This is a genomic window from Glutamicibacter sp. St.4D3 (genome assembly GCF_059728615.1).
In genome coordinates this window covers 920,795-933,622 of the sequence record NZ_AP039380.1, presented here as the reverse complement: position 1 = coordinate 933,622, position 12,828 = coordinate 920,795, and the positions used below count along the sequence as shown (strand labels likewise).

Below are 12,828 nucleotides of genomic sequence, written 5' to 3'. Positions count from 1 at the left end.
TCTTCAGAAGCGGGTTAGTGTGGAATTGCAGTTCCAGACAGAACACAATTTCAATACCGGTTAATTCAGGTATTGAAAACACCACCATGCAGAACTATGGGGAACACTCGCTCGCTAAGTTGCTTGAAAATGGAGGTAGAAAAATGCCAGGCCGCTTCGTTCGCTCCAAGATCGCCGAGCTCGTCGCTGACGTCATTGGTTCCCGTCAGGGACGAGAACTCCTCGAACAGCATGGATGGGCACAAGGAATGCCCATCGTGATGGCTCAGCCGCACGAGAAACTCGCCGAAGTCATGGCGCTGGTCTCCGTGCACCAGCCACCAGTCTTGGTTGCGACCATGGATAACGAGTCCCGTTTGTGCTTCACCTACGTCGCCCTGGGCGGCGACGCGCTGGAAGTCGTGGACCCGCGGGGTTCAACCGACACCATCAGCGATTTGTACTCCGAGGCACTGGAGACTGATTCCTTCCTGATGTTCCGGATTAATCAGCTCTCCTGCAGTGCAGTGGCACATGCGCTGCCGCCCATGCACGCACCGGACAAGAGCTTCCGCTCATTCGGTCGGTTGGGAACCCCGATGCAGTAACGACAATCGGTAATGCCGCGGAATCAGCATCAACCCGCGCCGCGGCATCGGTAATACCAGTGGCTGTGCTGTTCGCAAGAACGGCGCAGCCACTGTTGTGTGCGGCGTGTTCCCCTCATGCCCGGGAATCCTCCCAGCACCCTCGACACTATTCAGTTTTCACCGTCCGGGTTTCTGGACGAACATCCGTCGCGGAACCATAACGCTTCTGCGCTCTGCCTGAAGCAGTAGCTGCCGGGCAAGGCAACGGTGGCCGATTCCGTACCAGGTTTCGGCCACCGTGCCTGTCGTGCCCTTCCAGCCGTGAGGCGTGAGCGTCAACCGTTAGCGGTTGTCGTTATCGGAAAGGCCTTGGGCCTTGTCCTTGGCCTGCGATTGCAGGTCATCGACTTCACCGCTGGCTTCTTCCTTGACGCTTTCCACTGAGGATTGCGCGGAGTCCTTCAACTCCTCAGCAGCATTCTTGACCGGTTCCTTCATGTCCTCGGCCACCTGCTTCGCGCTCTCGGTCAGCTCATGAGTCAGCGGTTCGGCCTTCTCCTTGAGCTTCTGCGCCATTTCCCCTTCTCGGTCGGTGGCGGGCAGAAGCGAGGAGGCCAATAGGCCTGCGCCGAACGCAATCAGCCCGGCGGCCAGCGGGTTGCCGCGGGTCTGCTCCACGACCCGCTGTGGGGCCCGGTTCATTCCCTCCTTGGCGCTTTCCATGGCATCGTGGGCCTGGTCGCTGGCTGATTCACCGCTTCCCATCACTGCATCCTTCGCTCGGTGGAACGTTCCCTTGATCTTCTCGCTCTGCCGGTGGGCGATCTGCGACGGGCTAACCCGGTCCACGATCGCGTCCACGTCATCGCTCAGCTCCTGTCGGGTCTGGGCAATGTCCTGCCTGAGTTCTTCGGAATCCCTGCTCATCGCGTTTCCTCCTGAGGTTTGAAAGCCGACGGAATCTTCTTCACGGTTGAGGAGGTCTTGGGCAGCCCCTTGACCTGCTCCATTTTCTTCTTGGCAACCATGGCCAGAATGGCGGCGATGATGGCCCAGACACCGGCCACAATCAGGGCCGACCAGCCGTAGCCGATGAGGGTGGCCAGGCCGAACACTGCGGCCAGGGACAGGAACATCAGCACGAAGTGTGCCGCGATGCCCGCACCGGCGTACATGCCGGCGCCCTTGCCTGCCGAGGCTGCTGACTCCTTCAGCTCGGTCTTGGCCAGTTCCACTTCCTGGCGAACCAGCACCGACACGTTCTGCGTCAGGTCGCTAAACAGTCCGCCCAGGGTGGTCTGCTCCTCCTCGGCCGCGTGTGACCCGCCACCGGCTGGGACCGCGCCGGGCCCCGGCGTTCCGTAGTCATTTGTGTGCTCGCTCATCGCAGCCTCCTACTCGAAGTCCGTCCGCCGTGGGGTCGGCGGGTAGGTGCTTCCCGGTTCCGGCTCCCCCGGAAGGACTCCCGGGGTTCCGGTTTCCGGCATTCCCACGGTCCGCGGCTGGGTGGTGGGCTGCGAGGTCACCTCGGGCGGCACCTGGCCGCGGGTCATGCCCGGCGGCACGTCATCGGTGGACACATCCCGGTACTGGTCCTGGGAGCCCTGGGTGGCGTGCCGCGGCAGCGCGTCGCGCCGCGTGTCCCGGTCCGAGTCCTTATCCGGACCGCTGGCGTTGCGGGTCAGGCGGCCTGCCAGTAGGCCGGCACCCAGTGCCAGCCCCAGGAAGGCGCCTGGGCGGCGGCGGGCAAAGCCCTTGATTTCCTCGACCAGGTCCCCCGGCTCACGCTGCTCCAGCCAGTCGGCGACCTTGCCGCTGTGGTGGGCGGCCTGATCCACGAGGCTGGACGCGGTGCCCGAGGCCTGCGAGTTGTCCAGCATGTTGCGGAATTCCTCGCTGATGTCTCGCAGGTTCGCGGAGATCTTCTGCTGCTGCGCCGAGGCCTGCTCACGAACATCCGAACCCAGCTCATCAAGCAGGTTGCTGGCCTTGTCGCGGGCCTGCTCGGCGACCATCGAGGCCTCCTGCTTGGCACTGTCCATGACATGGGCGGCGGACTGCTTGCCCTCTTGCGCCAGGTCCTTGGCCTCGGAGGCAGCCTCCTGCGCCTTGGACTGGTCGGTGTCGTCGGTGCCGGTTCCCACACCGGTTCCGGTGCCCAAGCCGGTCAGTTCGGTGTCCACCGGCTCGGCGGGTGGAACCGGCTCGCTGAGCGGGGCCCCTTCACCCGGCGGAACGATCGGGTCGTTCACGCCGGCCAGCGGATCTGGCACCTGCGTCGGTGGAATGTTGCGGTTGGGTTCCGGAGTGGTGTAATCGTTGCTGCTCATTGTTGCCCTCCTGTTACTCCATTGCTCGATAGTTCTGTTCTCGGGCACGTATTTCGTTGCCGGTGGCTCCGGCGAGCGCCTTCTTGGTGTCGGTCAGCTCCCTGCTTGGCTGGCAGGGGCCGCGCGAATCGATGCAGCGGGTTCAGGTGCCCGCAGAAGTCAGTCCTCCCTCCTCCGCTTGGTTTCACCTGCCGGGGAGTCATCCCCGGTGTGGTCTTGCGCCGCCAGTTCGCTGTCCTTGCGCAGCTGTTCACCCTGGCGGATGTCCTTTTCAGCCTTCGCCGCCAGCTTGTCGCTGGCCTTGGTTTCCCGCGGCGGCAGCTGGATGGATTCCTCGGCCTCAATTCCGGCCTGCAGTTCCCGTCCACGTTCCATCTCAGCGTCAAAGACTGCGCCGAAAAGCAGGGCGTTGTTGGCGATCCAGATCCACAGCAAGAGCACGATCACGCCACCGATGGCGCCGTAGGTCTTGTTGTAGTTGCTGAAGTTCGATACGTAGAAGAAGAAGCCGACGGTGGCGATGGCCAGCACGATCAGCGCGATGGCCGAGCCCATGCTGATCCAGTGGAACTTGGGCTGCTTCACGTTGGGGGTGCCGTAGTACAGGATCGCCACCAGGATCACGGCGAAGATCACGATGACCGGCCACTTGGCGATGTTCCAGACCATGATGCCGGTTTCACCCAGCCCCAGGGCCTGTCCAATGCCCTGCACCAGTGGCCCGGAGACCACCAGCAGCACCGCCATCACTGCTGCGGCGACCAAAAGCACCAGGGTAATCAGCAGCAGGATCGGCTTGAGCTTGTAGAACGGGCGGCCTTCTTGCACGTCATAGATGTGGTTGATGGCCCGACCGAACGCCCCCACGTAGCCGGAGGCACTCCACAGCGCACCGAGCAAACCGGCGGCGAACGCGAATCCCGCCGACGGCGCGTTGGTCAGCTGCTGAATCGGCTGTTCCAGGGTTTGCACCACCTGGTCACTGGCCACCTCACCCAGCAGCTGCAGCATGTTCTGCGTGGTCTTCTCCGCCTGGCCTACCAGGCCCAGCAGCGAAACCATGGCCAACAGTGCCGGGAACAGCGACAGCATGGTGAAGTAGGTCAGGGCCGCTGCCTGGTCGGTGCACTTCTTGCGTGTGAACTCGCCGATCGAGCGCTTGAACACATACTTCCAGGACCGCGACTTCAGATCGGTCGGCAGGTCCGGTTTCCTGTTGTCGTCAGGGGCCGGGGCGTGCTCGGCCTTATGGGCCGTCTGCGCACTTCTCCCTGCCCGATGGCTTTCCTGCATGCTGCCCACGTTCCACCTCCGCAAGCGTTCGGCGTAGGACCCCTGGTCCACTTGCCGATATTCAAACAGCGGGACCGGGGTGGGGCAACGACGTTGATGGAACCCTCAGATTTCTCCCATCAGTGCACCAACCTTGCTTGCAACCCCAGCCGAGGCGGGTATAGTCAGGCCATTTATTGCCTGATGGTCCGGCTTCCCCGTGGGACAAACTGAACGCGTATCGCCAAAAGGCTGCGCAGCCCGTGGGACCATAAAAGAGACCGCGAGACCGGACAGTGTTCCTCAACAGCTCTCCGGAGCTCGCGGTCCTTGTGGGTCGTAGACACCCATGGTGCCAGAGAAGTGGGTCTAGGTGTCGCGGGGCTTTTCTGCTTCCCGTGCGGCGGCTTCACGCTGTTCCTCAGCTGCCAGCTCGCTGGAGTAGCGCAGCTCCTCCCCCTGGCGGATCACCTTTTCTTCCTTCTCCTCCTTCTTCTGCGCCGCCGAGGTGTCTCGTGGCGGCAGCTGGATGGATTCCTCGGCCTCAATTCCGGCCTGCAGCTCGCGCCCGCGTTCCATCTCCGCGTCAAAGACCGCACCGAAGAGCAGGGCGTTGTTGGCGATCCAGATCCACAGCAGCAGCACGATCACGCCACCGATGGCGCCGTAGGTCTTGTTGTAGTTGCCGAAGTTCGATACGTAGAAGAAGAAGCCGACGGTGGCCAGGGCCAGCACCAACAGCGCGATGCCCGAGCCGACGCTGATCCAGCGGAACTTGGGCTGCTTCACGTTGGGGGTCCCGTAGTACAGGATGGCCACAAGCATCACCGCGAAGATCACGATGACCGGCCACTTGGCGATGTTCCAGACCTGGATGCCGCTTTCCCCCAGTCCCAGTGCCTGGCCAATACCCTGGGCGATGGGTCCGGAGACGACCAGCAGGATTGCCATGAGCGAGGCTGCCACCAGCAGCACAAGGGTAATCAGCAGCAGGATCGGCTTGAGCTTGTAGAACGGGCGGCCTTCTTGCACGTCATAAATCTTGTTCACCGCTCGACCGAAGGCACCCACATAGCCCGAGGCGCTCCACAGCGCACCGAGCAGACCGGCAACCAACGCGAATCCCGCGGACGGCGCGTTCGTCAACTGCTCGATCGGCTGCTTCAGGGTTTGCACCACCTGGTCGCTGGCCACCTCACCCAGCAGCTGCAGCAGATTCTGCGTGGTCTTCTCCGCCTGGCCCACCACACCGAGCAACGAAACCATCGCCAGCAGCGCCGGGAAGATCGATAGCATCGTGAAGTAGGTCAGGGCTGCGGCCAGGTCCGTGCACTTCTTGCCCGTGAATTCGTTGATCGAGCGTTTGAAGATGTAGCGCCAGGAACGCAGCTTCAGCTCCGTGGGAAGCTTGGGCTTTGAGGCGTGATCCGCCGGCGGCGCCTCAGCCGCCTTCTGTACCGTGTCACCCACGCTTCCGGCTTCATGGTTCACTTCCTGGTCTTTGGCCATGTTCCACCCCTGCACAGTCTTGATGAGGACACTTTCCTCGTTGGGGACAGCTGTCCACGTACCGTTATTCAATCAGGCGAAATAGGTTCATTCAACGCAACGGCGGACGAATCGCCACGTTCAAGACTTCGGGCGCGCTCACCGGCCCGCCGCTTCCGCCCTGCACGGGCGGCAGCAGCGGTGGCCTGAGCGGTCCCGTAACATCGGGGTGGCCGGCGTCCTTGCCGCACCCGGCTGCCCGCACCGGCCGAAGCCGCTCCACAACCCGTGCCGGGGCGACCAGGCACCCGGGGCTGAACTGGGATGATCAACGCATGTACCGTTCACGGATGATGCCCGTGGGCCACTAAATGTGTCACGATACTGTCACTCGCACCGATCAGCATCACTTGCACCCTTCATGAGGAGAACACCATGTCCCATCCGTCCGGTCCGGAACCAGGTGACCGGCCGCCAAGCAGCGCTGCCCACGGCACGCCCGGATGGCCGCGCGCGGCAACGATCCCGGTGCACTGGGGCCGGCTGCTGCTGACCGGCTGGGCCATCCGGGATGACGCCGTGCTGGTACGCGCATCCGGGCTGGATGAATCGGCCACCGTCACGGTCAACGGCCGGGACCATGGGGTGCTCAAGGTCCATGAAAGCACCACCGGAAAGGGGAACTGGGAGCCGCTCAGCGCCCTGCTGCTGCCCGCCGGCACCCTGGAGCTGAGCGGGGATGCCTTCCCGCCCGGGCTGGAACCGCCCCGCCCGCCGGGTGACCCGGTGCGCCAGCCGGGTTGGTGCCACTACTTCCCCTGGTTGCCGCGATGCTGAAACGACCCCGCCTGATGCGCACCGTCGCCACGCTCCTGGTCTTCGGCATCGACCTGGCGATCTGGAGCACGGTGCCGCCAATGATCGGCAGCTTCCAGGTGCCGTATTGGCTGCTGTTCAGCCTCTGCGTGATCGCCTACGCCTGGCTCCTGCTGGGCCGCTCCCCCTGGTACGGCTACATCGCGATGATGCTGATGGCCAGCGTGGCCCTGGGCGTGGAGACCTTCGAATACATGGGCGGCTACCTGATGGCGCTGTTCCTGGTGGCCCGCAACGTGCCTGGGCGCAGGTCGGTGTATGCGCTGGCTGGCTCGGTCTACCCGATTGGCGTCATTTCCTTTAACGCCTTGACCTATGACGGCCCGGTGTCCCTGGTGACCACGTTCATCGTGGTGGGACTATGGACGCTGCTGAGCCTGGCCGCCTGGAGTGCCGGGCGGGCCCTGCTGAACAATGACCACCAGCTGGTCACCGAGCGCCGCTGGGCCGAAGAGGCGCTGGATGAGGCCACCGCCACCGAGCGGCTGCGCATCAGCCGGGACCTGCATGACTCGGTCGCCCACTCGATGACCGCCATTGTGCTGCAGGTCGCCGGGGTGCGCACCGTGCTCAAGAGCGGGAAGGACGGGGTGGACGTGGACAAGGTGCTGGAGGACGTGCAATCCACCGCCGAGCAAAGCATGCGCGAACTGCACCGGTTGCTGGGCATGCTGCGCAGCGCCGAGCACAACGGCTCCTCCGACCGGCCGCACAGCATCGCGGATGTGGCCGAACTGGTCGCCTCGGCCCGCGCCTCCGGACTGGAGGTGGAGGAACACGTCACCGGCCGGGAACGGCCACTGGACCCCAGCATCAGCCACGCCGCCTACCGGGTGGTGCAGGAGGGCCTGTCCAACGCGATGAAACACGCCGGCACCGGGGCGAAGGTGGAGTTGGGCATCGACTGGAGCAGCAGCGAGCTGGTGCTCACGGTGCGTTCGATCTCAGGACTGATTAAGAAGCCCGGGGTCTCCGGCGGGTACGGGCTGCTGGGACTGCGCGAACGCATCAGCGTCTCGGGCGGCACCCTGGACCACGGAGCGACCAGCAACGGCTACCTGCTCAAGGCCACCCTGCCGGTCACCGGGCAGGGCGAGCTGTCCGGCTCCGGAGCGCCGCAGCAGACGGGGCTTAACGGGCAGGGACGGGCGCCGGGGCTGCAGCCGGACGGAGTGCCGGGAAGCGAGGAGGAGTGAGCATGATCGATGTGTTGATTGTCGATGACCAGCCGCTGGTGCGCGCCGGAATCAGCATGCTGTTGATGGCCGAGGATGACATTCGGGTCATCGGGGAGGCTGGTTCCGGACAGCAGGCCCTGCAGCTGGCGCGCAGCTCGTGCCCGGATGTAGTGCTCATGGACGTGCGGATGCCGGGCATGGACGGGGTGGCCGCCACCCGGGAACTGGTGCGCGAATCGAAGGGGAACCCGGACCGGCTAATTCGGGTGCTGATCATGACCACCTTTGACGATGAGGACGTGGTGGTCCAGGCGCTGCAGGCCGGGGCCAGCGGCTACCTGCTCAAGCACGCCTCCCCCACCGAGATCGCCGATGCGATCCGCCGGGTGGCCGCCGGGGACACCTGGCTGGATGCCACCGCGGCCACACGGCTGGTGCAGCGGCTGCGCGCCTCCTCGGCGGAGCCCACCGACATCACCGAGGTGCTCACCCCACGGGAACAGGAAGTACTGCGCCTGGTCGCGGCCGGGCTGTCCAACCAGGAAATCCGCGACACCCTGGTGCTCAGCGAGGCCACCGTAAAAACCCATGTGGCCCGGATCCTGTTCAAGACCGGGGCCCGGGACCGGGCCGCGGTGGTGGCACTGGCCTACCGTTCGGGGTTCGTGCACCCCGACGACCCGGTGCCTGCCTAGCAGTGGCCCGTTGACCTGGCCTGTCCCCCTGCCCGGTGGCCTCTGCAACCCGGGAAGGGAAAGATACCGTCCTGGTATGACGAAAAATGCTTGTGAATCAGTCAAGCTGAAAGGGAAATGATCAAACACCGGGATCGGTATGGGGCGTTCCCGGCACCATTTCGGCGGCCAGGTCAGATCCTTCGCCTGGTTGCCCAATGAGGATCGGGTTCACTTGGCAGGTCTTCACCGCTCAGACGGGCGCCCTTCACGGGTGCATCGCAGCAGTACGCCACGAACCGGATCGGGCTTCTTTGGGGGAGGAAGCCTTGGCCCATTGTCATCCCGCCGCTTCATGCGGGAGGACAATGGGTCCACCTCTTTAAGCGGCTACTGCCCCCATGCTGGGTTTGCCCGCGGCCGCATGGTCTGGTGACCCGGCGCCCTATTTTCCGAGGATGAGATCCGAACCGAGCTTGATGATCAGCGCGGCCACCACGATCACGAAGATCACCCGGATGAACTTGCTGCCCTTGGAGATGGCCATCCGCGCGCCCAAGTAGCCGCCGAGCATGTTCATCACGCCCATGGCCAGGCCCAGGCCCACCAGTACGTGCCCGCCGGGCAGGAACAGCAGCAGCGCCCCCAGGTTGGTGGCCAGGTTCACGATCTTGGCCTTCGCCGAGGCCTCCAGGAAACTGTAGCCGAGCACGGTGACCATCGCGATGATCAAAAACGAACCGGTACCCGGGCCGATCATCCCGTCATAGGCCCCGATCACCACCCCGATCAGCACCGCCCGCAGGTAGTGGGCGCTTCCGGTGTACTTCAGCTGGGACAGCTCCCCAGCCCGTGGCTTGGCGATGGTGAAGATCAGCACCGCCACCAGCGCGGCGATGATGATCGGTTCGATCAGTTCGGTGGGCAGGATCACCGCGATCCCGGCCCCGCCGAACGCGCCAACCAGCGCGCACAGGGCCATGGGGATGGCGGTCTTCAGATCCGGGCTGGTGCGCCGGTAGTAGGTGATGGCGCTGGTGGTGGTCCCGAAGATGGAGCCGAGCTTGTTGGTGGCCAGCGCCTGGACGGGGGTGATGCCCGGAAACAGCAGCAGCGCGGGCAGCTGGATCAGTCCCCCGCCGCCGACCACCGCGTCGACCCACCCGGCGGCGAACCCTGCCAGGAGCAGCAGGGCCAGCGGCCAGGCGGCGACCGGTTCGGAGTTGACCGACAGGAAATCAAGGAGCTCTTGCACGCGCTGCTTCCTTACCGAAGTTGCTATCGAATTAACCCCGGCGGGTGCCTTCCCGCCGGGGTGGCAACGCTACTTGCTCAGTTCGGCGACGACCTCATCAAGCTTCACGTCGCGCCGTTCGCCGGTGGCCCGGTCCTTGACCTCCACCAGCCCGTCGGCCAGGCCGCGACCGACCACCACGATGGTCGGCACGCCGATCAGCTCGGCGTCGGAGAACTTCACGCCGGCCGAGAGCTTGGGACGGTCATCGAAGATAACATCCAGCCCGGCCGCCTCAAATTCCTCGGCCAGCTTCGCGCCGGCCTGCATCAGTTCGGCTCCCTTGCCGGTGACCACCAAGTGGATGTCGGCCGGGGCGATCTGCCGGGGCCAGGTCAGCCCGTTCTCGTCGTGGTAGGACTCGGCCAGGGCGGCGACCGCGCGGGTGACGCCCACACCATAGGAGCCCATGGTGACCACCTGCAGCTTGCCATTGGAGTCCAGCACCTTCAAGTCCAGGGACTCGGCGTACTTGCGGCCCAGCTGGAAGATGTGGCCCATTTCGATGCCGCGTTCGGTGCTCAGCGGCCCGGAGCCGTCCGGAGCCGGGTCCCCGTCCAGCACGTTGACGGCCTCGATGGTGCCGTCCCAGGTGAAGTCGCGCTCGGCAACCAGGTTGAACACGTGCTTGCCGTGTTCGTTGGCCCCGGTGATCCAGGCGCTGCCGGGAACCACGCGCGGGTCAACCAGGTAGGTGATCTTCCCACTGGTTTCGGCGCCCAGCAGCTGCTGGTCGCGGCCCAGGCCGGGGCCCAGGTAGCCGGTGACGATTTCCGGGTGCTTCTTCAGGTCCTCGGCGCTGGCCTGTTCGACCTGCACCTCTCCGTTGATGCCCAGCGCCGCGCCGATGGTGGCTTCCACGCGCTTTTCATCGACCTGCCGGTCCCCGGGCACGCCCAGGACGACCAGGTGGCGTTCGCCCTCGGGGTCCACGATCGCCAGCACCACGTTTTTCAGGGTGTCCTTGGCTTCCCATTCGCGTTCGGCACGCGGACGCAGCTGGTTCGCTGCGGCAACCAGGGTTTCGATGGTCGGGGTGTCCGGGGTGTCCAGCACCTCGAAGGGTTCGGCGTTCGCGTAGTCGATGGACTCGGGCACCACGGTGGTCACGGCCTCCACGTTGGCGGCGTAGCCACCCGGGGAGCGCACGAAGGTGTCCTCGCCGATCTCGGTGGGGTGCAGGAATTCCTCGGACTTCGACCCGCCCATGGCTCCGGCCTGGGCATAGACCGGAACGACTTCCAGGCCCAGGCGCTCGAAGATCTTCAGGTAGGCGGCGCGGTGTGCGGCGTACGCCTCGTCCAGGCCCTCGTCGTCGATGTTGAAGGAATAGGAGTCCTTCATGATGAACTCGCGCCCACGCAGCAGGCCGGCCCGCGGGCGGGCCTCATCACGGTACTTGTGCTGGATCTGGTAGAGGTACACCGGCAGGTCCTTGTACGAGGAGTACAGGTCCTTGACCAGCAGGGTGAACATTTCCTCGTGGGTCGGGGCCAGCAGGTAGTCCGCGTCCTTGCGGTCCTTGAGCCGGAAGAGCGCCTCCCCGTATTCGGTCCAGCGCCCGGTCTGCTCGTAGGGTTCGCGCGGCAGCAGCGCCGGGAAGTGCACTTCCTGCCCACCGATGGCGTTCATTTCCTCGCGGATGATGTTTTCGACCTTGCCCAGCACCTTCAGGCCCAGCGGCAGCCAGGTGTAGATTCCCGGGGCGGCACGGCGGATGTAACCGGCACGCACCAGCAGCTTGTGGCTGGCAACCTCGGCGTCAACCGGATCTTCGCGCAGGGTGCGCAGGAACATGGTGGAAAGCTTCAAAACCACGCGTCGTATCCTTTTCCGTAAGTTGCACACCTCGACCGGAGTGACCGGTGGGCCATGAACTTAGCAATGCAAATCTTGTGGGTTTGGCCGATTTGACGGCCACCAACAATCTTAGCCGGTCACACCGGCCCCAAACACATTGCCTTGTTGGGCATGACGGGCCCGGTACCGCGCTTTCGGCCGCTGTTCCGAGCTGCGAAACGGCTTGGCGCATTGCTTCCGGGGTTCTTTCCCTAGCGCTGCTGCCACCGGGCAACGGCGAAGGGGGAATGGTTCCAGGATCCGTTGCGAAAGATGATCTGCAGCTGTGCCGATTCCTGGTGCGTGGGGGTTACGGTCCGTTGTTGCGGCACACGGCCAAGCAGTTGGCCCGGACGGGTGTACCGAATCCCGGCGCCGATGCAGACCGTACCGGACGGGATGGTAACGCGCAGCGAACTGCCCCAGGCTGTCTCGTATTCCATATGGTCAACCACCACGAACGGACGGGCGAAGAGACCGATGAACCACCCGTTGAGCCAGTGGGTCTTGACTTGGATGTGCGCCGGAGCCACCGCGGGTCCTAGCGCATGGACTCAAGCGCCGCGAAAGCCTTGTTGGCGTTCTTGGTCAGTGAGGAAAGCACCTGTTGAACGTCGACTTCCTCACCACCATGGGTGCTCATGACGACATCGGTGACCGAAACGTACTCGTTGCCGTGCAGCCCCTGGACGGATACCGCAACGGCGGTGGTGTTGCTGCCCTGCGGACCGGTGGTGGTGAGCTGGAAGGCGGATGCCTGGTCGGCAGCGAGGTTGGTCTGCAGCGTTTTGATCTGCCGTTCGATGTCCTGCCCCTTGACGTGTTCGGTGACCTGTTCACACCCGTCGAAGCTGTCGGGTTGCAGCAGCTGCCGCACGGTGTCCAGCTTGGTGTCATCCAGTGAGATCACTTGATAGGTGCGGCTGGAGGAAGCGGTTTGGGAGGTGCCAACGACTTGGGTGGAGGCACCCAGGTCGCTAAGCGAGGAGCCGGTCAGGACCTGACGGCACTTGGCCGGCTCAATCTGCACCCCGTCGAACTGCTGCTTCATGGCCTGGGACTGGGCCCTAAGTTCCTCGGTGGTCAGGATGTGGGCGCCTTCGGCGTCCCCGAGCAACTGTTCAACGACCTTCATGGCCTGCTCATCGCTCAGAATCGAATTTTCCGATGAGACGGGCGCCGGGGACTGGGTTGTGCTGGCCGTGGGCGCGACACCGCTGCCGTATTCCACGGTACCGCTGCAGCCTGCCAGCACGAACGCTGTGGCCAGGGGCAGGATCATCATTGAGCGCTTCTGCACTGCGAACT

Annotated in this window: 14 protein-coding genes; 4 read left to right on the top strand and 10 right to left on the bottom strand. The window is 64.4% G+C overall.

Annotated elements, in window-relative coordinates; all coding sequences use genetic code 11:
- Positions 1-65: 65 nt before the first annotated feature.
- On the bottom strand, positions 66-233 hold the full coding sequence (locus AC6I21_RS04300) for a hypothetical protein (RefSeq protein ID WP_175419321.1): 168 nt from the start codon (positions 231-233) through the stop codon (positions 66-68).
- A gap of 27 nt (positions 234-260) precedes the next feature.
- Between AC6I21_RS04300 and AC6I21_RS04295 the strand changes: the two genes are divergently transcribed.
- Positions 261-587: a hypothetical protein gene (locus tag AC6I21_RS04295; RefSeq protein ID WP_175419320.1), complete on the top strand. Its 327-nt coding sequence runs from the start codon at positions 261-263 to the stop codon at positions 585-587.
- A gap of 324 nt (positions 588-911) precedes the next feature.
- Here the strand turns inward: AC6I21_RS04295 and AC6I21_RS04290 are convergent, their stop codons facing one another.
- The 5 genes from AC6I21_RS04290 to AC6I21_RS04270 all read right to left on the bottom strand — a co-directional run bounded on the left by AC6I21_RS04290 (position 912) and on the right by AC6I21_RS04270 (position 5,680).
- Entirely contained in the window at positions 912-1,496 is a 585-nt protein-coding gene (locus tag AC6I21_RS04290; protein WP_138173319.1) for a DUF3618 domain-containing protein, read from the bottom strand.
- A complete protein-coding gene (locus AC6I21_RS04285) occupies positions 1,493-1,954 on the bottom strand; it encodes a phage holin family protein (RefSeq protein ID WP_138173321.1) in 462 nt (153 codons plus the stop codon). The genes AC6I21_RS04290 and AC6I21_RS04285 overlap by 4 nt, the downstream gene beginning before the upstream one ends.
- A 9-nt stretch (positions 1,955-1,963) precedes the next feature.
- Positions 1,964-2,899 (bottom strand): ATP synthase F0 subunit B, encoded by a 936-nt coding sequence (locus AC6I21_RS04280; protein ID WP_138925872.1) that lies wholly within the window; start codon positions 2,897-2,899, stop codon positions 1,964-1,966.
- 159 nt (positions 2,900-3,058) lie between these two features.
- Positions 3,059-4,192 (bottom strand): YihY/virulence factor BrkB family protein, encoded by a 1,134-nt coding sequence (locus AC6I21_RS04275; RefSeq protein WP_138925871.1) that lies wholly within the window; start codon positions 4,190-4,192, stop codon positions 3,059-3,061.
- Between the two features lie 348 nt (positions 4,193-4,540).
- Positions 4,541-5,680, bottom strand: a complete 1,140-nt coding sequence (locus AC6I21_RS04270) for a YihY/virulence factor BrkB family protein (RefSeq protein WP_138925870.1) — start codon at positions 5,678-5,680, stop codon at positions 4,541-4,543.
- A gap of 414 nt (positions 5,681-6,094) precedes the next feature.
- On the opposite strand from AC6I21_RS04270, the gene AC6I21_RS04265 reads away from it, so the two are divergent.
- Genes AC6I21_RS04265 through AC6I21_RS04255 form a run of 3 tightly spaced genes read left to right on the top strand, consistent with a single transcriptional unit; the run spans position 6,095 to position 8,408 of the window.
- Positions 6,095-6,496 (top strand): hypothetical protein, encoded by a 402-nt coding sequence (locus AC6I21_RS04265; RefSeq protein ID WP_138925869.1) that lies wholly within the window; start codon positions 6,095-6,097, stop codon positions 6,494-6,496.
- Positions 6,490-7,731: a sensor histidine kinase gene (locus tag AC6I21_RS04260; RefSeq protein ID WP_138925868.1), complete on the top strand. Its 1,242-nt coding sequence runs from the start codon at positions 6,490-6,492 to the stop codon at positions 7,729-7,731. The genes AC6I21_RS04265 and AC6I21_RS04260 overlap by 7 nt, the downstream gene beginning before the upstream one ends.
- A gap of 2 nt (positions 7,732-7,733) precedes the next feature.
- The gene (locus tag AC6I21_RS04255; RefSeq protein ID WP_138925867.1) at positions 7,734-8,408 is read left to right on the top strand and encodes a response regulator; all 675 of its coding nucleotides are present in this window, start codon (positions 7,734-7,736) and stop codon (positions 8,406-8,408) included.
- A 424-nt stretch (positions 8,409-8,832) separates the two neighbouring features.
- Here AC6I21_RS04255 and AC6I21_RS04250 read toward each other — a convergent pair whose 3' ends face one another.
- The 4 genes from AC6I21_RS04250 to AC6I21_RS04235 form a co-directional block, all read right to left on the bottom strand.
- Complete coding sequence (locus AC6I21_RS04250; RefSeq protein ID WP_138927167.1) at positions 8,833-9,621, bottom strand: TSUP family transporter; 789 nt, start codon at positions 9,619-9,621, stop codon at positions 8,833-8,835.
- Positions 9,622-9,711: 90 nt separating this feature from the next.
- Positions 9,712-11,499 (bottom strand): proline--tRNA ligase, encoded by a 1,788-nt coding sequence (locus AC6I21_RS04245; RefSeq protein WP_054820847.1) that lies wholly within the window; start codon positions 11,497-11,499, stop codon positions 9,712-9,714.
- A gap of 233 nt (positions 11,500-11,732) precedes the next feature.
- Positions 11,733-12,053, bottom strand: coding sequence for a hypothetical protein (locus AC6I21_RS04240; protein ID WP_138925866.1), 321 nt, complete (start codon positions 12,051-12,053; stop codon positions 11,733-11,735).
- Positions 12,054-12,061: 8 nt separating this feature from the next.
- Positions 12,062-12,820 (bottom strand): hypothetical protein, encoded by a 759-nt coding sequence (locus AC6I21_RS04235; RefSeq protein ID WP_138925865.1) that lies wholly within the window; start codon positions 12,818-12,820, stop codon positions 12,062-12,064.
- Between the last annotated feature and the right edge of the window lie 8 nt (positions 12,821-12,828).

Excerpts from the sequence above, each read along its gene's own strand:
- AC6I21_RS04300 (WP_175419321.1), bottom strand. The coding sequence starts at position 233 with ATGCTGTTCGAGGAGTTCTCGTCCCTGACGGGAACCAATGACGTCAGC.
- AC6I21_RS04295 (WP_175419320.1), top strand. The coding sequence starts at position 261 with ATGGCTCAGCCGCACGAGAAACTCGCCGAAGTCATGGCGCTGGTCTCC.
- AC6I21_RS04290 (WP_138173319.1), bottom strand. The coding sequence starts at position 1,496 with ATGAGCAGGGATTCCGAAGAACTCAGGCAGGACATTGCCCAGACCCGA.
- AC6I21_RS04285 (WP_138173321.1), bottom strand. The coding sequence starts at position 1,954 with ATGAGCGAGCACACAAATGACTACGGAACGCCGGGGCCCGGCGCGGTC.
- AC6I21_RS04280 (WP_138925872.1), bottom strand. The coding sequence starts at position 2,899 with ATGAGCAGCAACGATTACACCACTCCGGAACCCAACCGCAACATTCCA.
- AC6I21_RS04275 (WP_138925871.1), bottom strand. The coding sequence starts at position 4,192 with ATGCAGGAAAGCCATCGGGCAGGGAGAAGTGCGCAGACGGCCCATAAG.
- AC6I21_RS04270 (WP_138925870.1), bottom strand. The coding sequence starts at position 5,680 with ATGGCCAAAGACCAGGAAGTGAACCATGAAGCCGGAAGCGTGGGTGAC.
- AC6I21_RS04265 (WP_138925869.1), top strand. The coding sequence starts at position 6,095 with ATGTCCCATCCGTCCGGTCCGGAACCAGGTGACCGGCCGCCAAGCAGC.
- AC6I21_RS04260 (WP_138925868.1), top strand. The coding sequence starts at position 6,490 with ATGCTGAAACGACCCCGCCTGATGCGCACCGTCGCCACGCTCCTGGTC.
- AC6I21_RS04255 (WP_138925867.1), top strand. The coding sequence starts at position 7,734 with ATGATCGATGTGTTGATTGTCGATGACCAGCCGCTGGTGCGCGCCGGA.